The sequence below is a fragment of the Nibrella saemangeumensis genome (genome assembly GCF_039541915.1).
Classification (GTDB): domain Bacteria; phylum Bacteroidota; class Bacteroidia; order Cytophagales; family Spirosomataceae; genus Nibrella; species Nibrella saemangeumensis.
Genome location: NZ_BAABHD010000083.1, coordinates 108,186 through 133,262, shown reverse-complemented (window position 1 = coordinate 133,262; position 25,077 = coordinate 108,186). Strand labels below are relative to the sequence as shown.

Here is a 25,077-nt window from a genome sequence, read left to right as displayed (position 1 = left end):
TTACTACGAAATCGTTCGTAGATAATCATGAAGCCGACAGACGCAGAATTAGAGATCCTGCAGGTGCTTTGGCAGAAAGGCCCCTGCACCGTCAGACAGGTACACGAGGAATTGACTCAAAACCGGGAAATTGGCTACACTACTGCCCTAAAACTTATGCAAATCATGCACGAGAAGGGACTGCTGGATCGTATGGAAGATAGCCGTTCGCACACCTACTCCGCCAACCTTACCGAAGAAGACATTCAGCGAACGCTGGTTGGCCGCCTGGTAGATACAGCCTTCCGTGGTTCGGCCTCCAAACTGGTAATGCAGGCGTTGGGGCAAGGCAAAGCCTCCCGCGAAGAACTAGACGAAATCCGGCAGTTACTCAATCAAATCAACCCTGACGCATGAAACCGATGGTAACCTTTTTGTCTGAGCCGGTGGTGGTCGCCCTGGGCTGGACACTCCTTCACGCCCTATGGCAGGGTTTTGCACTGGTACTTCCGGCCGCTATTGCCATGTACCTGCTGCGCCGTAGAGCCAGCTACCTCCGGTACGGCATTGGCGTAGGTACGCTGCTGGCGCAGGTAATGGCGTCGGTTGTTACGTTTAGTATGTATTACCAGCCTGTTCAGTCTGCCTTTACGTTAGGATCACGCTCTGCCGTAGCTACGCAGGTAGCAGCGTTGTCGGCCGTTCGATGGCAGCAACTGACCGAAGCGCTGCCCTGGCACATTCAGTTTCAGCGTCTGCTGGAGACTTACCTGCCCGAAATTGTGACCTGCTGGCTGCTGGGCGTAGGTGTGTTACTGGTACGCCTGATTGGCGGCTGGGTGTACGTGCAACGGCTAAAAACCATCGCTGTTCAGCCAGTCTCGTCTCAACTAACCGCAACCCTTAACCGTCTGAGCCAGCGTCTGAACCTACGCCAACGGGTGCAACTGCTTGAATCGGCACGAGTGCAGATACCGATGGTGATCGGGGCCTTTACACCCGTTATTCTCCTGCCAATGGGACTAGTTACGGGATTGTCGGCCCGGGAACTGGAAGCGGTACTGGCTCACGAGCTCGCGCATGTTAAGCGGTTCGACTATGCCGTCAACCTACTGCAATCGGCAGTAGAAGTACTATTCTTTTTTCATCCGGCGCTGTGGTGGCTGTCGGCACGGGTGCGGGAGGAGCGGGAGAACTGCTGCGATGATCTGGCGGTACAGGCCTGCGGAAATGCCCATGCACTGGCACAGGCCCTGGCACGGGTAGAAGAGTTCAGCCACACGCCAGCCCTGGCTCTGGCCTTAGCCTCGCGCCGGAAACAACTGCTGGAGCGGGTACGCCGGATGTTAGGTGTCCCCGCCAGGCCAGTGGTATCCAACGGTCATCTTATCGGTCTTACGCTGGCCACGTTGCTGCTGTTCAGTGCATCCGTATACGCTATTCAGCAGCAAGACGAGCCAGGGAAACCATCACAGAAGGCGGCTCAGACTAAAACGCCCCGTACTGAATTCTCCATCATTGACCAGAGCAAAGTTGACTACATCATCTGGCAGGGTCAGAAGCTACCCGCCAAGCGTGTCGAGCGATTACAGCAGCAACTCGACCAGATTATTGACGGCACGTTAGGCCTCGAAAACGTTACCAGCAAAGAAGACCATGAAATTCTGCGCATGGTCATCATGAGCCGGCAACCCCTGGAAGCAGACCCGGAGGTAACAGCCGTAGCCATGGTGCAAGATGACTTTCATCTGGCTGACATTGGCCTGATCCAGCCAACTCCTGATCTGGCTATCACTACTACGCTGCCGGATATAGCCATTTATAACCCGTCGCCCGATACACTTGATGACAGACTTCGCGAGCTGCACAACCGGCAAATTGACAGTTTGGCCAGGCTGGAGCAGCAGATACACGCCAAACTCCGGACCCTGAACTTACAAGCAGAGAAGCATCAGTTCCGTGTAGAAGAGTTTGAACGAAAAATGGAAACGCTGAACTGGAAACGCGAAAAATTGCACGAACAACGGCGTCAGCAAATCGAACGCAACATGCGCCAGCTGCAGGAGACCCAGACGGCCAAACAGAAACTCAGCGAAGCTGATATAGAAAAGCGAATTAATGAGGGTGAATTGAGGATTAAAGAAAGCGAAAAAGGTATTGAGGAGCTTAACCAGCAAATCGAAAGCATGGAAAATGAACTCCGCTCCGTTCGGCAGCCGCTGGATGAGCTAGAAAAGCAAATGGACGGGCTTAGCAGGCTTCAGGAAGAACACGCCAACAAAATGTCCCGTATGAGTGAAAATCTGGTTCGTGGCATGCCTTACTTTCCTGGGCATCCGGAAATTGAGGTTCATGGTGTGATGCCTCCACCGCCGGCTCGTGCTGCCCGGCCCGCCAGAGTACCCCGTCCGGGTGTAGCACCCAGGCCCGGTGCCGTGCTGGCTCCTGGTCAGCCTGTGGCTCCTGTTCTACCGGTGGGTCCGGCTACCACAATCCGGCCAGGTGTTGCAGCTCCGGCTGCATCGCCTAAGCCTCGTGCTACTCCGAAGGCGAATGCGGCACCAACACCCAAACCAGCCCCGGCAGTTACGCCCAAGCCACCGAAGGATTAAAACGAAAAAGCCTCACTCGTCAAAGTGAGGCTTTTTCGTTATTCTATTTCTATCACCACATCTCGGGTTAACGGATGGGCTACACAGGTGAGTACATAGCCTGCGTCCAGCTCTGATTCGGATAGACCGTCTTCTTCGTCCAGTTTCACTTTACCCGAAACGCAACGCCCCATGCAGGCCGTGCACATACCGGCCTGGCACGAGTAGGGCAGGTCAATATCCAAATCGAGCGCGGCTTCGAGGATGGTCTGGTGCGGCTCCACCGCAAATTTGTATTCGCTGCCCTCGTACAGAATGGTTACCTCCTGCGAGCCGCCGGCTTCGGCGGCCGGATCTTCGGTTACCTCACCCGACACTTCTGGCGGGGCCGTGGCAAAACTTTCCTTGTGAATATTCCTGGTAGGTACATGCAGAATAGATAGTGCGCTACGTACCTCATCCATCATCCCCTCGGGGCCGCAGACATAGTAGCTCGCGTCCTGAATCAATTCCCTGGGTTGCTCCTCCAAAACTTTTAACAGCGTCGACTGATTAATGCGTCCCTGCAAACCAGTCCAGCTGGCGTTAGGTTGGCTCAGGATGTGCGTTACCTTCACCCGGTTGCTATGCACTTGGGTAATGGCGTCCAGATGTTGTTTATAAATGATCGACTCCTGATTACGGTTCCCATAAATCAGCCAGATCCTGCTGTTGGGCTCTACGTGAAGAATCGATTTCATCATGGAAAACAGGGGAGTAATGCCGCTGCCCGCTCCGATCAGGATAAACTGCCGGCGGTTTGCCGGATCCAGCTGGGGAACAAAGTGCCCCATCGGCTCCAGCGTTTCCAACACATCGCCCGGCTGCATCTTATCGCAGATATAGTTAGACACCAGGCCACCGGGGAGCCGCTTCACCGTTACCGCCAGGGAGGCATCTACGTGGGGAGAACTGGACATGGAGTAGGACCGGCGCACTTTGCTGCCGTTCACCGGCAGAACAAACGTCAGAAACTGACCGGGCTGATACCGTACCGCTTCATTAAGCGGGTGCCAGAAACTAATAGTCACGGCATCCGGCGTTTCTTTGGTAATGTCTTTAATCTTCAGGTAATAACGATTCGCCATCGAGTGAATGATAAAGTTACGATGTGGCCGTTGCCTTTTGCACACAGCTTCATTTACAACGGCAGTTGTAGGGTATAAACAAATAAGAGCAGGTATGGGTTTTGTACTATTTTGCGGAAAGCTTACGCATTCTCCTGATGGTACCGAGCCAGGCTCTCCATTGGAGCCTTCAGCATCCGTCCCAGCGTCATCTGCCGCTCAGTAGCAACCTCCCGCAGCAGGTCCTGAAAGTAGTAAGCGACCGAGCCGATAAAGTGAACCGGCCATACCGCAGACTCGGGAAACTTACCTACATACAATTCCAGAAATGTCCGGAAAGCCTGTTTAATTAAATCCTGCACGTAAGGATGGGCTCTATTTTCCGACAAAAATGGTGCAAATGAAGCGAAGTACCGGTTGGGAGACGGCTTCTGGTAAGCATTCTCCAGTACCATTACCCGGTTCAACTGGTATTGCTCAGCAAACCGCTGATGTAACTCCTGAGGCAACTTTTCGTGCAGAAAATTCACCACCAGCCTTTTGCCCAGATACCCACCACTGCCTTCGTCACCCAGCCAGAAGCCAAGAGAGTAGCTTGGGCTGGTAATCTGCCGCCCATCATACCGGCAGGCATTGGAACCCGTACCGAGTATGCTGACAATACCCGGCTCATTCCCGCAGGCGGCCCTGGCTGCCCCCAGCATATCGCTGTCTACCTCTACCGTTTGCACTGCCGGCCAGACTGCCCGGATGGCACCAGCCACAATGGCACAACTGGCGGGGCTGTTACAGCCAGTGCCGTAGTAATACACCGTCTGGATGTTGCCCCCTCCCGTAGCGGGCAGAAGCTGGTTCCGCAGCACCATCGCAATGGCCTCGGTATTCAGAAAGTAGGGATTCAGGCCTACCGTATGGATCGTCTGAGCGGCCTCACCGCTACCGGTCAGCAACCATTCGGTTTTTGTGGCTCCGCTGTCTGCAATTAATATCATAGATTATCCGTTAATTTACCGACTGCCTTAAAGCGCCGGAATACCCATTCGGAATGGGGAGCTTCGGCCAGTTCATCCGTTAGGTCCTGACCGGCCCAGTGTTCGTAATGCTTTCCTTTGCGCCACAGCCGGGAGTTGGTCACATCGTAAATGATACCCTGGTAGGCGCACCAGATTTCGTCGCGGTCGGAGCCGTTGCGCAGCGCCAGTTGAGATCGGGTATATGATTTCAGTTCGGGCTGGTCAGTCAGCATTCTTTAATCCGTTTACTCAATGAAAGCTAATTTGAGAACCCGTCTTTTGTAAGTGACCACAAAATTAGCGTAACTTTAGCCTCATCTGTAGCCTATTTGTATTTTATGAAAAAGAGTTTATTTGCTACCCTTCTCTCTATATTGGTCATTGGTATCCTAGCGGTTGGTTGCAAAAAGCCAGCCCCTCCACCCGTATCGGAGCGTATCGCTAAAAACTGGACCGCCCGCATTGTCCAGGAAAACAGTACCACGGTGTTTACGCGGGGAGGAACCAACAACGCCAAACCCGGCTATTCCAACTTCCGGATTGACCTAAGCACCGCCACGGCTACGCTCAGGGAGGTAGACAACAACACCTTTACGGGTCAATGGGAAGTACAGGGTGAAAACAAGCTTATTTTGAAGAACCTGACACCGCAGCCTACCGGCACTAACGGCACCATAGAATTTACCATCGACTCAATCAGCGATACGGAACTGAAGCTTACGCGCACAACCGCCAGCCAGAAGACCGGTGGCACCATGAATGTTTATACACTATCGAATCCGTAAGCTGATTTAACGCTTTATTCTATAAAAAAGCCGTTCCTCTCGATGGGGAACGGCTTTTTTATGCCCAATTTTGTTTCCATACTATCAGCTCATCCAAAAGAGCTTCTTTCCAATATGACAACCATCGATTCTCTGGGCGAATTTGGACTCATCAACAAAATCAGTCAATTGGTACCGCCCCCCCGGCACCAGGATACTGTCCGGGGTATTGGCGACGATGCCGCCGTTATCGGTACGGATGGCGACGAATACCTGCTGATGTCCAGCGATATGCTGCTGGAAGGAGTTCACTTCGACCTGATGTATATGCCGCTGCAACACCTGGGCTTCAAGGCTGTGGCGGTTAATATTTCTGATATGGCGGCTATGAATGGCCTGCCCTCCCAGCTTACCGTAAATATCGGCATCAGCAGCCGGTTTACAGTCGAAGCGGTGGAGGAGCTTTACAAAGGTATTGCCGCTGCCTGTGAGGCCTACAACGTCGACCTGGTGGGGGGCGATACCACAGCATCCCGGTCTGGGCTGACCATCTCGGTAACGGTGTTGGGCAAGGTACCGAAAGAACGTATTGCTTACCGAAATACGGCTCAGCCAAACGACGTCATCTGCGTAACCGGCGATTTGGGAGCCGCCTATCTGGGTCTGCAACTGCTGGAACGCGAAAAGCAGGTGTATCTGTCCGACCCCACTATGCAGCCGAACCTGGACGAAAAAGCCTATCTGGTTCAGCGCCAGCTCCGGCCCGACGCCCGCACCGACATTGTTCATGAGCTACGCGACCTCGACATAAAGCCAACGGCCATGATTGATATATCTGACGGACTGGCCTCCGAAATCCTGCATCTTTGCACCCAGTCCCAAACGGGAGCCGTCATCTTCGACGATACTATTCCTATTGATGATCAGAGTTACCTGGCCGCCGACGAGTTCAAGATCAGCCCGGTAACGGCTGCCCTCAACGGTGGAGAAGATTATGAGTTATTGTTTACCATCCGGCCGCAGGAATTCGAAAAGCTTAAGAACCACGCCCGCATCACGGCCATCGGCTACATGACCGCCGATCCCAGCCAAGTGGTGCTGGCCACCCGCGCCGGCCAGCACACACCAATCAAGGCGCAGGGCTGGAAGCACTTTTAAAAGCGATGGCGATCTGGAGTGCCAGATTGCCATCGCTTTTAGACAAACTCTTCCCCCTTCTCCCTCGCATCGGCGACGAATTCTTTAACGCGCTGTTCTTCGTCTTTGGGGCAGATGAGCAATACGTTGTCGTATTCAGCTACGATATAGCCGTCGAGTCCGTTAATGACCACCAGACGTTCTTTGGGTGTTTTAATGATGCAGTTCTGCGTACTGTACAACATAACCCGACCGTCGATTACGTTTTCCTCGGCGTCTTTTTCCGATACCTCGTACAGCGACTTCCACGTTCCCAAGTCTGACCAGCCGAAGTTGCTCAGCACAACGTATACGTTATTGGCCCGCTCCATCACGCCGTTGTCAATAGACATACTCTTACAGAGCGAGTAGGCCCGGTCGATAAAGGAGGCTTCCTGTTCATTATAAAAACAACTTGTACCCTCTTCAAACACTTCTGCCGTCTCCGGCATGTACTGCTTAAAGGCATTCAGTATTGCCTTCGCATTCCAGACAAAGATGCCCGCGTTCCAGACAAATTCGCCCGTTTCCAGAAACTGCTTCGCCAGCTGGAGATGAGGCTTTTCGGTAAAGGTCTTTACCTTTTTTATCGTCTCGCCCGAATCCGGTATGTACTGAATATAACCGTAACCGGTATCAGGGCGGCTCGGCTGAATCCCCAGTGTTACCAGAATATCCTGGTTTTCGGTAGCCGCCAGCGCCGTTTGTATCGTTCTTCTAAACTCGTCTTCTTTTAAGATAATGTGGTCTGCCGGAGCAACAACAATGTTGGCCTCCGGGTCGCGCACACTGATTTTATAACAGGCATACGCAATACACGGGGCTGTGTTCCGACGAACCGGTTCGCACAAAACCTGTTCGTCGGTCAGGTACGGCAGTTGTTCCTGAACCAGGTCTTTGTATTCCGTGCTGGTTACTATATAGATGTTTTCGGGGGGGCAAATGCCGTCGAACCGCTCTGCCGTCTGTTGCAGCAGGGTTCGGCCCGTGCCCAGAACATCATGAAATTGTTTGGGATTGTTGGTACGACTAAACGGCCAGAAACGGGTACCAACTCCGCCAGCCATTATTACTACATATGTGTGGTTCATGAAAGTAGTGCTAACTAGTAAATCGTTTACATCTGCAAAGGTGAATTTATCTTCTCTATAAACACAAAAAGCCGGCCGCTTCTTTCGAATCTTATCCAGCAGGCTTAACAAATTATTTTCTACAATTTCCAGAAAAAATTGTACGTATACGCTTAGTTACGTATGTTTATCGCATTAAATTTTCTAAGTAATTAACCCCCATAACGAACAAATTTATGCTGAAGAATTCTACCTGTCGCCAGTTTTTTTTAACGGCGTATGGTTTATTAATGACAACATGGCTAATGGCTCAGACCAGCCTGTCGGGACGAGTTGCGGATGCGGGCACGAAAGAGGGACTGGCCGGAGCAAGTATTTCTATCAAAGGACGGGTAGCCGGAACAATTACTGACGCAAGAGGAAACTTTACCCTGAACACCAATGCTTCTACCCCATTTACCCTGCTGATTAGTTCGGTAGGTTATAAAAGCCAGGAAATAACCATTCAGGGTAATCGTGATAATCTGACGGTCGAGTTGGTAGAGCAGCCCATGCTGGGCCAGGAGGTAGTTGTGTCGGCCTCGCGGGTGGAAGAAAGTGTGATGCAGTCGCCGGTTACCGTCGAAAAAATGGATATCCGGGCGATCCGCAATACGCCTTCAGCCAACTTTTACGATGCGTTGCGCAACCTGAAAGGCGTGGAGCTTAGCACCCAGAGTTTGACCTTTAGTTCGGTGAATACGCGTGGCTTTACCGGTAACGGCAACGTTCGGGTCGTGCAGATGATCGATGGGATGGACAACCAGGCACCGGGTCTGAACTTCTCGGTGGGTAACATCGTCGGTATTTCAGAGCTGGATCTGGAGAGTGTAGAATTGCTGCCCGGTGCAGCCTCGGCGCTGTACGGCCCCAACGCGACCAACGGTTTGCTGCTGATGACCAGCAAGAGCCCATTCCTGTATCAGGGACTGAGCGCCTACGCTAAAACGGGGATCATGAGTGCGTCTAACCGCGCCAATCAGAATACACCGTTCTACGATGTAGCCATCCGGTATGCCAAGGCGTTCAACAATAAAGTAGCGTTTAAGATCAACGCGGGCTACCTGACTGCCCAGGATTGGGAAGCTACCGACACGCGGGATATGAGCTTCACCAACGGCAATACACTGGCAAACGGAACCCGGCAGAACAACCCGAATTACAACGGAGTAAACATTTACGGCGACGAAAACCCCACCAGTGCCAACCTATTGGCTTTCCGGCAGCAGTTTGCGGGATTCCTGGCCTTACCTGCCGCCCAGTTACAGGCTATTTCGCCAGATCTGGCTCGTATTGTTGCCGGTGTCAATCAGATTTCGGCCGCTACCGGCCTCCCGGCTACCCAGATTGTTAATAACATCCTGCTGCCTAACGCACCCATTTCCCGCACCGGCTATGCAGAACGGGATCTGGTCGACTACCGGACCGGTAGCTTGAAATTAAATGGTGCCCTGCATTACCGCATCAACGATCGGATCGAAGCAATTGCTCAGGGAAGCTGGGGTAATGGTACAACCGTTTATACCGGCAACGACCGCTATTACATCGATAATTTCAAGATGGGTCAGTACAAGGTAGAATTGCGCGGCCCTCGCTTTTTTGTGCGGGCCTATACCACGCAGGAACGTTCCGGCGACGCTTTCGCTATCGGTACATTAGGCCTGTTCATGAACGAAGCCTGGAAACCAAGCCTGAACCAGGCTAACCTGCTTGGCTCCTGGTATCCTCAGTATGCCTTTACCTATGCCGGAGGAGCCTTGCAAACCTTTTCAACGGCTATTCAGCAGGCGCTGGCCGCTAACCCAACCAATCCGGCAGCCGCTTATCAAACAGCCCTCAATGCCGTAAACGGCGCATCCGGCGCTTTACATACAGCTGCCCGCAATGCGGCCGATCAGGGTCGTATTCAGCCGGGCTCCGAAGCGTTTAACCAGATTGCGGATCAGGTCAAACAACGCCCAATTCCCAATGGTGCCCGCTTCCTCGACAAGACCAACCTGTACCATGCGGAGTTCATGACCAACCTCAGTTCGTTTATCGATCCTAAAATCGCGGAGGTGTTGATCGGCGGTAATTATCGGGTATATGATCTGAACTCAGAAGGGACGCTGTTTGCCCAGCAACCCGACGGCAGCGAGTTCAACATCAGTGAGTATGGTGCCTACATTCAGGCGTCCAAAACCATTGCCGATGCGCTGAAGCTGACAGGTTCGCTTCGCTACGACAAGAACGAAAACTTCGCCGGCCAGTTTAGCCCGCGTCTTTCGGCCGTTTATACCATCAATAAAGTGCATAATATCCGGGCTTCGTATCAGACTGGATTCCGGATTCCGACAACCCAGGACCAGTATATCGACCTGAATACGCCCCAGGCCCGTCTGATTGGAGGTCTGCCCTATTTCGTGGATAAGTATCAGCTGAGAACCATTCCGAGCTATACGCTGGAATCCGTCAATGCCGGTCAGCCGCAGCAGTTTACGTTTCCGGAGTTCAAGCCGGAGCGGGTACTGTCGTTTGAAGTTGGTTACAAAGGTCTTATTGCAAACCGGTTCTTGCTCGACGTCAACTACTACAACAGTACCTATCGCAACCTGATCTCCGGTCAGGTAATTGTGCAGCCTACCGGTGCCACAACCCGTAATGTGTACTCGCTGCCCACCAACTACACAAAAGATGTCAGAACGCAGGGCTTCGGCATTGGGGTCGATTACCTGCTCCCCCGTAATTTTACCGTTGGTGGTAACCTGTCAAACAACACGTTGAACACGGATGGCGTAACCATGTTCAACAAAGAAAAGAACCGCAACGTATTGGACGATGGCTTTATGGTGGGCTTCAACACGCCGAAGTACCGCTATAACCTGAACTTCGGTAACCGCAACATTAGCAACAGTGGCTGGGGCTTCAACATCGTATATCGTCACCAGGATGCTTTCTACTGGCAGTCTTCGTTTATTGCACCAGCTGCCCGTCTGGCTGCCAACAACCAGTTAATGGTTGTACCTGCCATCAATACGCTGGATGCTCAGGTAAGCAAGCGGATTCCATCCATCCGGTCGATACTCAAACTTGGTGGCAGCAATATCCTGAAGCAGGAATACACCACCGGCATCGGCAACCCGACCGTCGGATCTATGTATTATATCTCTCTGACGTTTGATGAATTGCTGAACTAAGCAGCACTCCCGTTCGTACAGAAACGCCCCAACCGGAAAACCGGTTGGGGCGTTTCTGTTTTCGCCATCATTAATAGAACTGATATCTTAATAGAACTATACCTTCTCACCGAAAGCCAGGTCGCCGGCATCACCCAGGCCGGGAACAATGTAGAAGTGCTCGTTGAGGTGATCATCGACCGCGCCGAGCCAGAGATGGCATTCCGGCATGCGGCTCTGGACGAATTTGACACCTTCGGGACTGGCAATAACAGCCGCCACATGGGTCTGCGCCGGAATCCCGTACCGCAGCAGCGCATGGTATACTTTTTCCAGTGATCGACCGGTAGCCAGCATAGGATCGGTAAGAACCAGCGTTTTGCCGCTCAGATCTGTACAGGAGATATAATCCATCGCAATTTCGAAGTTGTCTTCCCCCACTACATAACCCCGGAAAGCGCCCGCAAAGGCATTATCGGCCTGATCGAAGTAGTTCAGGAACCCCTGGTGAAAGGGCAGACCTGCCCGGAGAATGGTGGCCAGTACCGGCTGCCTGAGTGGTAGTTGGGTTTCGGCTACGCCAAGAGAGGTCTGTACATTGACGTTGTGGTAGGGTAGTGTCTTAGAGATTTCATAGGCCATTAGCTCCCCCAACCGTTCCAGATTGCGCCGAAAGCGCAGCCGGTCTTTCTGAACAGAAACATCACGTAATTCGGCAATAAACTGGTTGGCCAGTGAAGGCTGGTTGGCAAATACAAACATATCCGGCGATCGGTTACAACTGAAGATTCGGTGTAATTTAGCCGGTACCCTAGCGTTTATCCAAACGGTTTACCTATTTTGTACTCGAATTCACCTGGCCGGTCTGCTTTCTGTCCTATGAACTCGCCAAAATTTGTATGAAGTACAACGTTTACCATTCTCTTCTTCTTTTACTCTCCATTGCCGCCCAGGCGCAAAGTCCTTTTGTCCCGCTGAACCCGGATTATTACCATTGGGTAGATCGGATGGAAATACGGCAGGGGCGCTGGGCCGAAGGCTTTCACAGCTCCATGAAGCCTTATAACCGGCAGGGTATTGTCCGGCTTACCGACAGCGTAGAAGCAAATTTGCGTTACCCCTTGTCTCGGACTGATTTTTTTAACCTCCGTTACCTGCGCGACGATAGCTGGGAATGGGTGACGGATAAAGACTCGGCCAATCGAAATACCATTACCAGGGTATTTCCCGGCGATAGCCAACGGCCTTTCCTGGGTACCTTTTACCAGAAGAAAGCGGATTTCTACAGTGTACAGACTCCCGACTTCGACCTGCACGTGAACCCTGTTTTTTATTACAGCACCGGCACTGAGAGCAATAATAACAATCGGCTGTTTGTCAACACCAGGGGGGTAGAAGTCAGGGGCAGCATTGCCAAAAGGCTGGGATTTTACTCGTTCTTCTCTGATAACCAGGCCGTTTTTCCCCGCTATATTCAGGAATATGGCCAACTATATGGCATTCCGGATGGTGGGTTTGCACCGGGCGAAGGGTTTGCCAAACAATACCGCCAGACTGGGGCCGATTTTCTGTCGGCCCGTGGCTACATCACCTTTAACATTCTGAAAATCATCAATTTTCAGTTTGGGCACGACCGTAATTTTATCGGAAATGGCTACCGCTCCCTGTTCTTGTCGGACAACAGTGCTCCCTACCTGTTTATGAAACTGACCACAACGTTTGGTCGTTTTCAGTACACCAACCTATTTTCTGAACTCCAGAATACCAGTGTCCGACGCACCAGTCAAAATGATCCTATAACTCAGAAATTCACCTCAATTCACCACCTGAGCATGAACCTGGGCGATAATATCAATCTGGGTTTGTTTGAAGCGGAGGTATTCAGCCGGGACCGGTTTGATATTAATTATTTGAATCCTATTATCTTCTACCGCTACGTCGAGTCTTTCCGGGGCAGTGCCGATAACGCTATGATCGGTATTGATTTCAAAGCCAATTTCCGGCGGCACTTTTTAGTCTACAGCCAGTTCCTGATCGATGAATTTTTGATTAGCGAATTGAGCGCCGGCCGGGGCTCCTGGACCAATAAATTTGCGGCTCAGGCCGGGGTAAAATACATTGATGCACTTGGTGTGCCGAACCTGGACCTGCAGGCTGAAATGAACCTGGCCAGGCCGTATACCTACTCCCATAAATCCGGCCAGACGAACTATGTTCATTACAGCCAGCCACTGGCTCACCCGCTGGGCGCCAATTTTGTCGAAGGCCTGGGTATTGTCCGCTATCAGCACCGCCAGTTCAACGGTGTTGGCACCTTTGGAATCATGATGTACGGTACCGACCAGCCATACCGTAACTATGGGGGTGATATTACCAAGAATTATGAGACGCGAGTCCGAAACGATGGTAATTATATCGGGCAGGGCCGGCAGACGGCGGTTACGTATGCCGACCTGCGGTTATCGTATATGTTCAAACACAATGTCTTTCTGGAAGGCCGCTACCTTTTCCGTTTTCAGGACAGCCAATATACCCCCCTGGCTTATACTACCCAACAGGGCAGCGTTGCCCTGCGCTGGAACCTGCCCTACCGGGGGTGGACTTTTTAACGAATAAAATGCATTCTATAATTCTTCAGGAGCTCACAGAAGCTCAGTCTGTCTTAGACACCTTCATTAAAAATACAGAAAATCTTGCGGCTATTGAAGCGGCAGCGCAGCTGATGGCCGAGGCTCTTCTGAACGGCCGGAAGATTATATCCTGCGGCAATGGTGGCTCGCACTGCGATGCCATGCACTTTGCCGAAGAGCTATCGGGCCGCTACCGCGAGAACCGCCGGTCACTGGCCGCCATTGCTGTTTCTGACCCCAGCCATTTGTCCTGCGTCGGTAACGACTACGGCTACGAGTTTGTGTTCTCGCGATTTATTGAAGGGCTGGGTAATGAGGGCGATGTGCTGTTGGGTATCAGCACCAGTGGTAACTCCGGTAATATCATTCGTGCGGTAGAGGCTGCCCGCCAGAAAAGCATGAAGGTAGTGCTGCTGACTGGCAAAGACGGCGGTAAACTGGCGGGTAGTGCCGACGTAGAAATCCGCGTCTCTCACGTTGGCTACGCCGACCGGATTCAGGAGATACACATTAAAGTGATTCACCTGTTTATTCTGCTGATTGAAAAACAGGTAATTGGCTAATGTCAGCTAGACATCACTTTCTCGCTACCACCATGGCCCGGCCGGGGATACTCATGTAATTGACCACTTTGTAAGACTCCAGGCCGGCGTCCTCCTGCCAGGTACTGATTTCGTCGATGGTCCAGTTGCCGGCGGTGCTGCTCAGACCAAAGTAAAGATCGGTGCTGCTGCCGACCAGGTCGGGGCGGCTGCCGATTTCGGGCCGGATAAATTCGTTAATAATAAAGAAGCCATCAGGTCGCAGCGCACGGGCGGCCTTTTCAGCAACCAATTGATTCTGCTCGGCAGTCAGGTGATGGGCCAGGCTTGACATCAAAATAATATCGTATGCCTGTTCGCCAAATTCGTCGGTTAGCGCATTACCGACTTGATGCTGAACCCGGTCACCCATGCCAGATTGTGCCAGTATGGGAGCCGATTGTTCTACGGCACCGGGCAAATCAAGGATTATGGATTGAAGCCCAGGATTTCGTTTGCACAAGGCTACCGAATGCTGGCCGTGCGCACCCCCTACATCCAGCATATGGGTAGCGCCTTTGGGAACGGGAGCCCGACGGCCAAACTCTTTGGCCTCGGTGCCGGTAGCGGCCAGCATGGCCCGCTGGTAGTACCCCCACTGCTCCGGCGTCAATGAGTCATGATATTGTATCCCCTCGCCGGTACGCAGGTACTCCCCCATCCGCTCCAGCCAGGGCCACACCACCCGGTTGTTGAACACCATCATGCCGTGTACCGATTCCGGGTCATCCTGACGCATCCACCGGCGGGTCATCTTAGTAGGAGCAAATTGTTCATTCCGGTAGGCAAAGTAGCCCAGCGCCGTCAGCAAGCCCATCAGTTCGGTGGTTGCCTTCCGATTCAGCTTACAGGTTTCGGCAATGGCGTCAACGGTAGCGGCCCCCTGCATCACGGCATCAAACACGCCGGCATCGGCGGCCTCCAGCACAGCTTTAGAGATAACGGGGAAGATCTGGGCGTGCAGCAGGGGCATCGGCACCATATTCATGAGCAGCCCAATCCACTCCAGTGGGTTGTCGGGCGTAACTTTCAGTTGCATCCGGTTGTAACGAACGGTGATATATAAATACTTTAATCAACGAACGTCCACCAGCGGGAATAGTTTTATCCTGGTTAGAAATTATAATCTGCAAGGCTCAGCGCAGTATGTTTCTTTGTTGCCTGCTGCACACGACCCACAAGACCTATCCAGCCCAGTTCTCCCGGTCCAGACTCCGGTATTGGATCGCTTCGGCGAGGTGCTCAATCTTAATGTCGTCGATGCCGGCGAGGTCGGCGATGGTGCGGGAGACTTTCAGGATGCGGTCATACGCACGGGCAGACAGGCCAAGACGCTCCATAGCCGTTTTCAACAGAATACGGCCGGCATCATTGATAATACATACTTCTTTCACCATTTGCGACGGCATCATGGCGTTGGAATAGATACCCTGCCCCCCTTCAAACCGCTTGGTTTGTATGTCTCTCGCCCGGATCACGCGCTCCCGAATTTGCTCGCTTTTTTCGGCGGGGCGGTTGGCGGTCATCTGGTCGAAGGAAACGGGCGTTACTTCTACGTGCAGATCGATCCGGTCAAGCAGGGGGCCGCTGATTTTGTTGAGGTAACGCTGCACCACACCGGGCCCACAAACGCACTCTTTTTCGGGATGGTTGTAGTAGCCACAGGGGCAGGGGTTCATGCTGGCGATCAGCATAAAGTTAGCCGGAAACTCAACCGCCCATTTGGCGCGGGAAATGCTGACCTTCCGCTCTTCCAGAGGCTGGCGCATCACTTCCAGTGCCGTGCGCTTAAACTCCGGTAGTTCATCCAGAAACAGAACGCCGTTGTGCGACAGGGAGATTTCGCCCGGCTGCGGAAAGCTGCCTCCGCCTACCAGGGCAGCGTCACTGATCGTATGGTGGGGCGACCGGAAGGGCCGCGTTGAAACAAGGGTTGCCCGGCTGCCCAGTTTACCGGCAACCGAATGAATCTTGGTTGTTTCAAGCGCTTCGTGCAGCGTCATTGGCGGCAGAATGGACGGTAGCCGCTTCGCCAGCATGGTCTTACCCGCACCGGGCGGGCCAATCATAATTACATTGTGGCCACCAGCTGCGGCAATTTCCAGCGCCCGCTTGATGTTTTCCTGCCCCTGTACGTGCGCAAAGTCAGCATCATAGGCGTTCTGGCTATTGAAGAACAACTCACGGGTATCGGTCGTCAGTGGCTGTATGTCTTTCTTGCCTTCAAAAAACTCGACCGCATCCATGATGGTCTCGACCCCAATCACGTCGAGGTTATTGACAATAGCCGCTTCCTGCGCATTTTCGAGCGGCAGCACAAATCCTTTGAATCCCTGCTTCCGGGCTTCAATAGCAATGGGCAGAACGCCTTTGATGGGCCGTAGCCGCCCGTCGAGCGAGAGTTCACCCATGATGACGTACTCCTCCAGGTTACGCTGGGGCGTCAACTGCTCCGATGACTGCAGCACACCAAGGGCTATCGGCAGGTCATACGCCGACCCTTCTTTCCGAATGTCGGCCGGAGCCAGGTTGACGACCACTTTCTGCCTAGGCATGCGGTAGTCAAAATACTTCAGCGACGCTTCGACCCGCTGCTGGCTTTCCTTAACGGCGCTGTCGGCCAGCCCCACCATAAAGAAGTGCAGTCCCTGACCTACCGTTACTTCAATGGTAATGATGGTTGCATTAACGCCGTAGACAGCGCTGCCGAAGGTTTTGGCGAACATATAGTTTGAGATATGGTATTCCTAAGAAGGGCCAAAAATATGATGGAAACGGCAACTAAAAATTAACCCCGGCTTAAAATGGCCGGGGCAGCAAAAAGCACATCCAGATTTTCATTACTCTTTCCAGCGCCACTCGTTGGCAATCTGCAACGGCGTACGCAGTCCCTGGGTTACCAGAAAATCGCGGGTTTTGCCGTCGTCCAGCCGCTTAGCCGGAATGTCGTCGGCATCGGCCAGAGCGTAGAGGACCATAGCCGAGTAACGAACGGTATTCTTCAACTGCTCTTTATTGACCAGATTCATTTTGTCGCAGTTGGCGTGGTAGCAGTCCAGCACCTCTTTCGGCAGGTTACCATTCATACCCACCACCGGTATGCCTTCAATCATAAATGGCTGATGGTCGCTGTGCAGACCCGCCTGATTGGCCATATTATTGGCAAACGCCGGCTCAATCTGCCGGATGGTTTCTCCAATAGTCCGGAAAAACGGCACCATGGCCTCCCGACCAAAGGCATTTATACCATTAGGATTGTTGGTCATGTCAAGGTTCATGATGTACCGAACATTATCCAGCGTCCCCTTGCCCTTCAGGTTCTCCACCATACTTCGCGAGCCCAGCAGGCCCTGCTCCTCCCCCATGAACATCACAAACTCAATAGTGCGTTTAGGCTTGAGCTTCAGGGCCTTAAACGTACGGGCGATATCCAGTACCGAAAAGGAACCAATACCGTTATCGATAGCACCGGTGGCCAGGTCCCAGGAGTCGAGGTGACCGCCGATCACGATTTTTTCCTCGGGGTATTTGGAGCCTTTCAGCGTAGCCACCACGTTGCGGGCGCGGATCTTCCGACTGGAATTGGTCATGTCGATGACGGCGTGCAGGTTCTTCTCCTCGCTCATCCACTTCCGCACCTCCTGGCCACTCTCCAGCGATATGCAAACCGAAGGAATCGGAATCAGTTTACCCGTTACCGAAGCAGTACCCGTCAGCAATACCTCACCTGGCACCAGATTGACCATAATCACACCAATGGCACCGTGCTGAATAGCCAGGGCCGCTTTTTCGGAACGATGCAGGTTGCGGGCACCTTTAGTAGGAGCTGCCAGGCCAATGTTCACCAGGGCCACCTTCCCCTTTAATTTTTCCTTTATAGCCGCAAAATCTCCTTCCAGGCCATTCCCCACATCAACAATTTCGCCGGAAACGTGGGCATCAACGGGCGAATGCGCCAGCGTTACCACCGGCACATCCCGGAAGTTATCACTTTTACGGGGTACTACAGACAGCGCCACCGTCCCGCGCATCCAGGATTCTACTTCAAAAGGTTCGTACTGAACCTCCTTAAAGCCATAGGATTTCAGCAGGTCGTGGGTATATACTTCGGCCTTGTTACCGTTGGTGCTGCCGGTCAGACGGTGCCCGATGGTAGCCGAGGCATCCTCCAGCGTTTCATACGCCCGGCTGTTTTCCATGACCTCCTTATTGATACGGGCGAAGGTTTTCTCCAGCGAAGGCCTGGCTACTTTACTATCTTCCGGGTAAAAGGCCGTTAAGGATAAAGCGCTGACAGAAAGCAGGACAACGTAAACTCGTTTGATCATAGATGATGCGGAACTCATCAATTTTTTCTAAAAGTACGAAAAAGATGGAATTATTAGGTGCTGCTATATAGACTCCTTTTTACCCGGAACCGTTTACTCCGCAGGAAGAAATTATTTGGTGCTACCTTGTCTGATATTACACCTGCCGGGCCACAGGCCACTCTTCAAAGTGTTACCTTCGTCAACGAATCAGGAAAAATATTGGTTTTACCTTCATCACCACGCTGACTATTTACAGCATGACACGAGCACAGACACCGCCCATTGCCCCCAAAAAACCTAACGAGTTAACCATTCACAGCCACACCCGAACTGACAACTACTACTGGTTGAACGACCGCGACAACCCCGAGGTCGTCAAGTACCTAAACGCCGAAAACGAGTACCTCGAACAGGTACTGGCCCCGGTTAAAACCCTTCGGGAGAAGTTGTTTGAGGAAATGAAAACCCGAATCAAACAGCAGGATGAGTCGGTACCCTATAAAGAAGGGACTTACTATTACTATACCCGCTACATAGAAGGAGGTGAATATCCGCTGTATTGCCGGAAACAAGGATCGCTGGAGAGCGTGGAGGAGATTATGCTCGACGAAAACGAACTGGCAAAAGAGCACTCCTATTACGATGTAGGCGGTCTTGAGGTCTCTGATAATGAGGAACTGATAGCATTTGGCGAAGACACCGTTAGCCGGCGGCTGTATACCCTGCGCGTTAAAAACTTAAAAACCGGTGAGATATACCCGGACGCCATTCCGGATACGGAAGGCGGCAACTACGCCTGGGCCACCGATAACAAAACGCTGTTTTACATCCGCAAAGATCAGCAGACGCTGCTGGGCTATCAGGTATGGCGGCATGTACTCGGCACCGACCCAATGCAGGACGTACTGGTGTACGAGGAAAAAGATAATCAGTTCTACATGGGCCTCTACCGGTCGAAGTCGAAGAAATACATCCACATCGTCTCCGACCAGAACGGGGTAGCAACCGAGTACCAGATGCTGGAAGCAAAAGACCCAACGGGTGCTTTCCGGACGTTTCTGCCGCGCCAGCACGGGCATGAATATGATGTGCTGCATGTTGGTGATACGTTCTACGTCCGCACCAACTGGGATGCCGAAAATTTCCGGCTGATGGAGGTACCCGAAGACCAAACCGCCGACCGCAACGCCTGGAAAGAAGTAATTGCGCACCGGCACGACGTGTACCTGCAGCAGATGGACATCTTCACGAACCATCTGGTACTGGGCGAGCGCAAAGAAGGCCTGATGCACCTGCGTATCATCAACCAGAAAGACCCAAGCGAGCACTACCTCGATTTTGGCGAGCCGGCATATGTGGCGGCAATCGGCTACAATCCGGAACTTAACACCAACGTACTGCGCTTCGGCTACTCTTCGCTGACCACGCCCAACTCGACGTACGACTACAACATGGACACGCGGGAGCGGACGCTGATGAAGCAGCAGGAAGTGCTCGGCGGGTTCAACTCAGCGAATTACGTATCCGAGCGCGTATATGCCACCGCCCGCGACGGCGTGAAGATTCCCATCTCGCTGGTGTACCGCAAGGGCACCCCCAAAGACGGATCAGCTCCGCTGCTGCAGTATGCCTATGGTTCGTACGGTATTTCCATGGACCCTACCTTCAGTTCTACCCGGCTGAGCCTGCTCGATAGAGGGTTTATCTTTGCTATTGCTCACATTCGCGGGGGGCAGGAGATGGGACGCCGGTGGTACGAAGACGGCAAGATGCTTAAAAAGAAGAACACCTTTACCGACTTCATCGACTGCTCTGAATTCCTGATAAACAAACAGTACACATCTAAGGAGAAGCTGTTTGCCATGGGCGGCAGCGCCGGGGGGCTGCTGATGGGTGCCGTGGCCAACCTGCGCCCGGACCTGTACCGGGGCATCATTGCCTCCGTGCCCTTTGTGGATGTGGTCACCACGATGCTCGACGAAAGTATTCCACTCACCACGGGCGAATTTGAGGAATGGGGAAATCCGAAGCAACAGCCGTATTACGACTATATGCTGTCGTATTCGCCCTACGACAATGTAGAGCCTAAAGCCTACCCCAACATGCTGGTGATGACTGGTCTCCACGACTCGCAGGTGCAGTACTGGGAACCGGCCAAGTGGGTAGCGAAACTACGTACGCTCAAGACCGATAACAATCAGTTGCTGCTGCACACCAATATGGAAGCCGGGCACGGCGGGGCTTCCGGCCGTTTTCAGGCGTTGAAGGAGATTGCGCTGGAGTATGCGTTTATGCTGAATCTGGTGGGTAAGTTAGAATAGAACGCTGATGACGCGGATTGGGCGGATTTTATAAAATTTTATCTGCGTGTCTTTGCCCAATCCGCGTCATCAGCGTTCTATTGCGTTTTACCCTTATAATCCCAGTGATCCTTAATCACCGCTCCACTTGAGTCTTTGACCAAACGCCGGGTGTAGCGGTCGCCTTTGATGGTGCCGTTTTCGTCAGCTTTGCCAATGAACAGCAGAATGGGATTTCCCTCTTCATCGGTCTTTAAGGCTACATCATAACGATTAAATTTCAGGGATACCATCGTTGACGGCTCGTATTTCTTAGCCAGCTTTTTCTGTAAGGCCTCTCCAATTTTCATATCCAGCAGGTATTGCACGTATAGATTATATACGCGAAAGCTGAAAATTGTTTAGCCAGGGCTGCTTTCTCACAATTGGTAAGGGCATATCGAAATAACGCTATCTCAATTTTAGAGTTATTTAATAAATCAGGCAATAGCAACGCATATGATCGTCAGCAGTATACATAAACTCAAAGGTCTGTGGCTTACCGTCAAAGCAGGTTTATGGTTTGTACCGACGGTTATGGTTACCACCTCAATTATACTGGCCATTACGTTCATTGAAATTGACAGTTGGGCCTCCGATGATTTTCTGGAGCAGTTCCCCCGCCTGTTTGGTGCCGGTTCTGATGGCTCCCGTGGTATGCTGACGGCCATTGCCACATCAATGATTACCGTTGCCGGTCTTACCTTTTCGTTAACCATCACGGCGCTTGCGCAGGCATCCAGCCAGTATACCTCCCGCATCCTGCGAAACTTTATGACTAACCGCACCAATCAGCTAGTGCTGGGCTTTTTTGTAGGCCTGTTCAGCTACTGCCTGGTGGTATTGCGCACTATACGCGGGGGCGATGAGGATAAATTCATTCCATCCCTTAGTGTATTGTTTGGGCTGGTACTGGCAATTGTAGGGATAGCCGTTCTGATTTATTTTATCCACCATATTGCTGTATCCATTCAGGCCTCGCATATTGTTTCGCTGGCGGCCGAAGAAACCATCCAGGCTGTACACCGGCTATTTCCTCAGGATGTTGGCAAAGAGGCTCCTGAAGCGGAGAATCAGGACGTGTTGAAAAAGCTGGAAAATGAACCTCAACGGCTCATACCTGCCAGCGCGTCGGGCTATCTGCAATCCATTGATGAGGATACGCTGTTCAATTTTGCCAAAGCCAACGATGTGGTAGTACAGATGGAAAAAGCAATTGGTGAGTTTGTTGTTCAGGATACGTTATTGGTGACGATAATAGGTAACCTTCAGGTAGAAGATGCTGATATTGAGACCCTAAATGAGGCTTTCACCATCAGCCGCTACCGAACCATTCACCAGGATGCTGCCTTTGGTATCCGGCAATTGGTAGACATCGCCCTGAAAGCGTTATCTCCGGGGGTGAATGATACCACCACTGCCATCCTGAGCATCGACTACCTCAGCGCTATTCTGGCCCAACTGGCTCAGCGACGCATTGAGAAACCATTTCGCACCGACGAATCCGGCAACCGTAAAGTACGGCTGATCGCTAAAAGCCTCACTTTTGACTCCTTCGTGGCAGAGGCTTTCGATCAGATTCGTGACAGCGCGGCCGGCAATACCGCCGTATTCATCCGGCTGCTGGTGGCTATCAAAACAGTTGCCTCTCAAACGGCCAGCGCTGGCCGTCTGGGCATCCTGCTTGAACAGGCAAAACGGGTGGCAGATTCGGCCAACCACTCCGTCGGGGCTGTGTACAACCGAGACCTGATTCGCCGGCAATTCGCCGATACCTTAAAGCAACTAAGTGCAGAAGAGCACATAAGTATTCTGCCGGCCGCCCCAATGGAAAGAAAGAATGCGAACCAGGCTTAGCGCCTTAGAGGGCTGGAGTGCTTTTGAACTGTTCCGCCAGTTCCCGCAATAGCGAGATCACCTGCGAGACGCTTTCCAAACGGTGTTTCGCGTTGGTGCTGCCTTTTCCTACTTTAATGGTGAAGTGGTTCGTTAAATTCAATGCACAGAACATGTCTTCATCCGTACGGTCGTCGCCGATAGCCAGAACCAGTTCATACGGATGGGCCAGCGTTAGTTGTTTAGCTACTTTTCCTTTATCAGTGTCTACGTTTTTGATCTCCACTACCTTGTTGCCATCCAGTACCCGGAGTTGATAAGGCAGCAGATGCTCCAGGGTATTAATGAGTTCGCGGGAGCGGAGAAAACCCGTATCCGGATCTGAGTTCCGGTAGTGCCACGCCAGCGAATAGTTTTTCTCTTCGACAAAAGAAGCTGGACAGCGGCTTACAAAATCATTCAGGAAAGGCCGGACCACCTCTTTCCAGGAACCATCGTCCAGCAGATCGTTTCGCCAGCCCCCCTCCTGTTTCAGGTAAGAGCCATGTTCGGCTACCATATCAATGGGTAAATGGCCAAGCCAGCTTTCCAGTGTCTCGTGATCACGGCCGCTGATCACTACGACCTTGTTACCAGGTATAGCTGCGAGACTACTCAGTACCGCTGTTACTTCTTCAGACGGAGCGGCCAACTCCGGTCTGGCTGCAAAATTAGCCAGGGTACCGTCGTAGTCCAGCAAAAGCAGCCGGGATTGAGCCTCGGCAAACCGAGTCAGCATGGTTTTTTTTCTGGCAGCTTTCAGCAATTGGGGGTGGCTCTTTTTCAAAATCTCCTGGGTTTGCAGCAGATCGTTCATGAAGCTGTTCGCCCATTTTTCTACATCGTAGCTGCTGAGCCGCTGCTGCATAATCGCCATGCGCCGGGTTTGCTCTTCCGGCGCCATCTCCAGGGCCAGCTTCAGCTGTTCGGCAACCTCAAACTCATCCAGCGGATCAATCAGCAACGCTTCGCCCAACTCATTGGCGGCTCCGGTCATCTCACTCAGCACCAATACGCCCTGCTGGTCTTTCCGGGTAGCTATAAACTCTTTGGCAACCAGATTCATACCGTCCCGAATAGGAGTAATAAGGGCTACATCGCAGGCGGTGTAAAGCGCTATCAGTTGCGGAAACGCCAGATAGGCATACTGGTACATAATAGGCAGCCAGGTCAGTGTTCCATACTTGCCATTAATCCGGCCCACAGCCTGCTCGATCATCTGCTTCCGCTCCCAGTACCGCTGAATCTCGTCCCGCGACGGCACTACCACCAGAATAAACACAATCCGCCCCCGCCATTCCGGGTACTCCTGCAGGAACGCATCCAGCGCATCGAGCCGCTGCATCACGCCTTTGGTGTAGTCCAGCCGGTCAACAGAGAAGATTATCTTCTGGTCTTTGTAGGCTGACTTTAACTCAACGCGCTCTTTTATAACCTCATTATCGCCGTAGGCTTCATTAAACAACGCGTAGTTTATACCAATGGGGTAGGCATTCGATTGCACCAGCCGCTCCTGATACGAAACTTTCCACATCTTATGCTGCATACCCAGCGCCAATTGCACCGACTGCAGGAAGTGAATTGTGTAGTCGGTTGTATGAAACCCCACCAGGTCGGCTCCCAGCAGTCCTGTCAGCAAATACGTGCGGCATTTCACCGGAAGGAGCCGCAGCAGTTCATAAGACGGAAAGGGAATATGGAGAAAGAACCCAATTGTAGCGTTCGGGTGACGCTCCCGGATGAGTTGGGGCAAGGCCAGAAAATGGTAATCATGTACCCAGACAATATCGCTCGGCTGAACCACCTCACTAACCACTGCGCATACGGCCTGATTGGCAGCCTGGTATGCTCTCAGATATTCATCCCGGTAGTCTACATAGGATGGAAAATAGTGAAAGAGGGGCCAAAGCACGGAATTAGCAAAACCATTATAAAAATCCTGGTTCGTTTTTCTATCCAGAAAAACAGGCACATATTCAAAGTCATCGTTATCGACCAGAGGCCGGTTTTTTTCCCAGGCGCGCTGAGTAAAATCGGCGCAGCCAATCCAGACAGGCTTCTGAGAAGAGCCGCTTAGATCCAGTGATTTAACCGCCGTCACCAGACCGCCAGCGGAGGGTTTTACCGAGGTGGTCCGGTTCTCCGTCTTAAAGGAAAATGGCAGGCGATACGAGATTATAATAAGTCGATTATTCTTCATAACGTATATGCATAGTATCTACTGTGTCGATAGGATAAGAACAGCCTGCAGCGGGTCTTCTTTGGCATAGGTTCTCTTATTCAACCGATTCTGCATAAAACAGTTACCAGTCAAATGGTTTTTTCTGTTCACAGAGAGAAGGGAAGCAGCGCGTGCACAACCTGAAAATACCGGAACACCCACCTTATCCGGTGTTTCTGCCGAACGTTAAACACCAGCTGCTTAACCCTGAAACATAAAATTCATTTC

The 25,077-nt window shown here is 52.2% G+C and carries 19 protein-coding genes; 9 read left to right on the top strand and 10 right to left on the bottom strand.

All coding sequences use genetic code 11. From position 1 onward, the window contains the following. Positions 1 to 27 precede the first annotated feature (27 nt). Together ABD949_RS26755 and ABD949_RS26750 are read left to right on the top strand one after the other, a co-directional pair. Complete coding sequence (locus tag ABD949_RS26755; protein WP_345248872.1) at positions 28 to 396, top strand: BlaI/MecI/CopY family transcriptional regulator; 369 nt, start codon at positions 28 to 30, stop codon at positions 394 to 396. Beyond that, positions 393 to 2,591 (top strand): M56 family metallopeptidase, encoded by a 2,199-nt coding sequence (locus ABD949_RS26750; RefSeq protein WP_345248870.1) that lies wholly within the window; start codon positions 393 to 395, stop codon positions 2,589 to 2,591. The genes ABD949_RS26755 and ABD949_RS26750 overlap by 4 nt, the downstream gene beginning before the upstream one ends. Positions 2,592 to 2,629: 38 nt before the next feature. Here ABD949_RS26750 and ABD949_RS26745 read toward each other — a convergent pair whose 3' ends face one another. From ABD949_RS26745 to ABD949_RS26735, 3 genes are all read right to left on the bottom strand, one after another. Further along, positions 2,630 to 3,697 (bottom strand): 2Fe-2S iron-sulfur cluster-binding protein, encoded by a 1,068-nt coding sequence (locus tag ABD949_RS26745; protein WP_345248868.1) that lies wholly within the window; start codon positions 3,695 to 3,697, stop codon positions 2,630 to 2,632. Positions 3,698 to 3,819: 122 nt separating this feature from the next. Beyond that, on the bottom strand, positions 3,820 to 4,668 hold the full coding sequence (locus tag ABD949_RS26740) for an N-acetylglucosamine kinase (protein ID WP_345248866.1): 849 nt from the start codon (positions 4,666 to 4,668) through the stop codon (positions 3,820 to 3,822). Then, positions 4,665 to 4,922 (bottom strand): cytochrome b5 domain-containing protein, encoded by a 258-nt coding sequence (locus ABD949_RS26735; RefSeq protein WP_345248864.1) that lies wholly within the window; start codon positions 4,920 to 4,922, stop codon positions 4,665 to 4,667. The genes ABD949_RS26740 and ABD949_RS26735 overlap by 4 nt, the downstream gene beginning before the upstream one ends. A gap of 105 nt (positions 4,923 to 5,027) precedes the next feature. Here ABD949_RS26735 and ABD949_RS26730 point away from each other — a divergent pair, with 105 nt between their 5' ends. Both ABD949_RS26730 and thiL read left to right on the top strand, forming a co-directional pair. Continuing rightward, entirely contained in the window at positions 5,028 to 5,474 is a 447-nt protein-coding gene (locus ABD949_RS26730) for a hypothetical protein (protein WP_345248862.1), read from the top strand. 114 nt (positions 5,475 to 5,588) lie between these two features. Next, positions 5,589 to 6,611: a thiamine-phosphate kinase gene (gene thiL / locus ABD949_RS26725; RefSeq protein WP_345248860.1), complete on the top strand. Its 1,023-nt coding sequence runs from the start codon at positions 5,589 to 5,591 to the stop codon at positions 6,609 to 6,611. A 38-nt stretch (positions 6,612 to 6,649) separates the two neighbouring features. Here thiL and ABD949_RS26720 read toward each other — a convergent pair whose 3' ends face one another. Next, complete coding sequence (locus tag ABD949_RS26720) at positions 6,650 to 7,720, bottom strand: mannose-1-phosphate guanylyltransferase (protein WP_345248858.1); 1,071 nt, start codon at positions 7,718 to 7,720, stop codon at positions 6,650 to 6,652. A gap of 269 nt (positions 7,721 to 7,989) precedes the next feature. On the opposite strand from ABD949_RS26720, the gene ABD949_RS26715 reads away from it, so the two are divergent. Continuing rightward, a complete protein-coding gene (locus ABD949_RS26715) occupies positions 7,990 to 10,914 on the top strand; it encodes a TonB-dependent receptor (RefSeq protein WP_345248856.1) in 2,925 nt (974 codons plus the stop codon). Between the two features lie 96 nt (positions 10,915 to 11,010). Here ABD949_RS26715 and upp read toward each other — a convergent pair whose 3' ends face one another. After that, on the bottom strand, positions 11,011 to 11,655 hold the full coding sequence (gene upp / locus ABD949_RS26710) for a uracil phosphoribosyltransferase (protein ID WP_345248854.1): 645 nt from the start codon (positions 11,653 to 11,655) through the stop codon (positions 11,011 to 11,013). Positions 11,656 to 11,792: 137 nt separating this feature from the next. Between upp and ABD949_RS26705 the strand changes: the two genes are divergently transcribed. Together ABD949_RS26705 and lpcA are read left to right on the top strand one after the other, a co-directional pair. Beyond that, positions 11,793 to 13,502: a hypothetical protein gene (locus ABD949_RS26705; protein WP_345248852.1), complete on the top strand. Its 1,710-nt coding sequence runs from the start codon at positions 11,793 to 11,795 to the stop codon at positions 13,500 to 13,502. Between the two features lie 8 nt (positions 13,503 to 13,510). Then, the gene (gene lpcA, locus ABD949_RS26700; protein ID WP_345248850.1) at positions 13,511 to 14,086 is read left to right on the top strand and encodes a D-sedoheptulose 7-phosphate isomerase; all 576 of its coding nucleotides are present in this window, start codon (positions 13,511 to 13,513) and stop codon (positions 14,084 to 14,086) included. 13 nt (positions 14,087 to 14,099) lie between these two features. On the opposite strand, the gene ABD949_RS26695 is transcribed toward lpcA, so the two are convergent. From ABD949_RS26695 to ABD949_RS26685, 3 genes are all read right to left on the bottom strand, one after another. Next, complete coding sequence (locus ABD949_RS26695) at positions 14,100 to 15,143, bottom strand: methyltransferase (RefSeq protein ID WP_345248848.1); 1,044 nt, start codon at positions 15,141 to 15,143, stop codon at positions 14,100 to 14,102. A gap of 145 nt (positions 15,144 to 15,288) precedes the next feature. Then, positions 15,289 to 16,830, bottom strand: a complete 1,542-nt coding sequence (locus tag ABD949_RS26690; RefSeq protein ID WP_345248846.1) for a YifB family Mg chelatase-like AAA ATPase — start codon at positions 16,828 to 16,830, stop codon at positions 15,289 to 15,291. A gap of 114 nt (positions 16,831 to 16,944) precedes the next feature. Then, complete coding sequence (locus tag ABD949_RS26685; protein ID WP_345248844.1) at positions 16,945 to 18,432, bottom strand: M20/M25/M40 family metallo-hydrolase; 1,488 nt, start codon at positions 18,430 to 18,432, stop codon at positions 16,945 to 16,947. 239 nt (positions 18,433 to 18,671) lie between these two features. On the opposite strand from ABD949_RS26685, the gene ABD949_RS26680 reads away from it, so the two are divergent. Next, positions 18,672 to 20,735 (top strand): S9 family peptidase, encoded by a 2,064-nt coding sequence (locus ABD949_RS26680; protein ID WP_345248842.1) that lies wholly within the window; start codon positions 18,672 to 18,674, stop codon positions 20,733 to 20,735. 77 nt (positions 20,736 to 20,812) lie between these two features. Here the strand turns inward: ABD949_RS26680 and ABD949_RS26675 are convergent, their stop codons facing one another. Further along, a complete protein-coding gene (locus ABD949_RS26675; protein WP_345248840.1) occupies positions 20,813 to 21,064 on the bottom strand; it encodes a hypothetical protein in 252 nt (83 codons plus the stop codon). 148 nt (positions 21,065 to 21,212) lie between these two features. Between ABD949_RS26675 and ABD949_RS26670 the strand changes: the two genes are divergently transcribed. After that, positions 21,213 to 22,610 carry a DUF2254 domain-containing protein gene (locus tag ABD949_RS26670; RefSeq protein ID WP_345248838.1) on the top strand — a complete coding sequence of 466 codons (1,398 nt, stop codon included), beginning with the start codon at positions 21,213 to 21,215 and terminating at the stop codon, positions 22,608 to 22,610. A gap of 4 nt (positions 22,611 to 22,614) precedes the next feature. Here the strand turns inward: ABD949_RS26670 and ABD949_RS26665 are convergent, their stop codons facing one another. Then, complete coding sequence (locus ABD949_RS26665; protein ID WP_345248836.1) at positions 22,615 to 24,828, bottom strand: bifunctional alpha,alpha-trehalose-phosphate synthase (UDP-forming)/trehalose-phosphatase; 2,214 nt, start codon at positions 24,826 to 24,828, stop codon at positions 22,615 to 22,617. Positions 24,829 to 25,077: the final 249 nt, after the last annotated feature.

Coding starts and splice junctions, on each gene's coding strand:
- ABD949_RS26745 (WP_345248868.1), bottom strand. CDS start 3,697: ATGGCGAATCGTTATTACCTGAAGATTAAAGACATTACCAAAGAAACG.
- ABD949_RS26715 (WP_345248856.1), top strand. CDS start 7,990: ATGACAACATGGCTAATGGCTCAGACCAGCCTGTCGGGACGAGTTGCG.
- ABD949_RS26750 (WP_345248870.1), top strand. CDS start 393: ATGAAACCGATGGTAACCTTTTTGTCTGAGCCGGTGGTGGTCGCCCTG.
- ABD949_RS26730 (WP_345248862.1), top strand. CDS start 5,028: ATGAAAAAGAGTTTATTTGCTACCCTTCTCTCTATATTGGTCATTGGT.
- ABD949_RS26670 (WP_345248838.1), top strand. CDS start 21,213: ATGATCGTCAGCAGTATACATAAACTCAAAGGTCTGTGGCTTACCGTC.
- ABD949_RS26705 (WP_345248852.1), top strand. CDS start 11,793: ATGAAGTACAACGTTTACCATTCTCTTCTTCTTTTACTCTCCATTGCC.
- ABD949_RS26680 (WP_345248842.1), top strand. CDS start 18,672: ATGACACGAGCACAGACACCGCCCATTGCCCCCAAAAAACCTAACGAG.
- ABD949_RS26665 (WP_345248836.1), bottom strand. CDS start 24,828: ATGAAGAATAATCGACTTATTATAATCTCGTATCGCCTGCCATTTTCC.
- lpcA (WP_345248850.1), top strand. CDS start 13,511: ATGCATTCTATAATTCTTCAGGAGCTCACAGAAGCTCAGTCTGTCTTA.
- ABD949_RS26740 (WP_345248866.1), bottom strand. CDS start 4,668: ATGATATTAATTGCAGACAGCGGAGCCACAAAAACCGAATGGTTGCTG.
- ABD949_RS26690 (WP_345248846.1), bottom strand. CDS start 16,830: ATGTTCGCCAAAACCTTCGGCAGCGCTGTCTACGGCGTTAATGCAACC.
- upp (WP_345248854.1), bottom strand. CDS start 11,655: ATGTTTGTATTTGCCAACCAGCCTTCACTGGCCAACCAGTTTATTGCC.
- ABD949_RS26720 (WP_345248858.1), bottom strand. CDS start 7,720: ATGAACCACACATATGTAGTAATAATGGCTGGCGGAGTTGGTACCCGT.
- ABD949_RS26755 (WP_345248872.1), top strand. CDS start 28: ATGAAGCCGACAGACGCAGAATTAGAGATCCTGCAGGTGCTTTGGCAG.
- ABD949_RS26685 (WP_345248844.1), bottom strand. CDS start 18,432: ATGATCAAACGAGTTTACGTTGTCCTGCTTTCTGTCAGCGCTTTATCC.
- thiL (WP_345248860.1), top strand. CDS start 5,589: ATGACAACCATCGATTCTCTGGGCGAATTTGGACTCATCAACAAAATC.
- ABD949_RS26695 (WP_345248848.1), bottom strand. CDS start 15,143: ATGCAACTGAAAGTTACGCCCGACAACCCACTGGAGTGGATTGGGCTG.
- ABD949_RS26735 (WP_345248864.1), bottom strand. CDS start 4,922: ATGCTGACTGACCAGCCCGAACTGAAATCATATACCCGATCTCAACTG.
- ABD949_RS26675 (WP_345248840.1), bottom strand. CDS start 21,064: ATGAAAATTGGAGAGGCCTTACAGAAAAAGCTGGCTAAGAAATACGAG.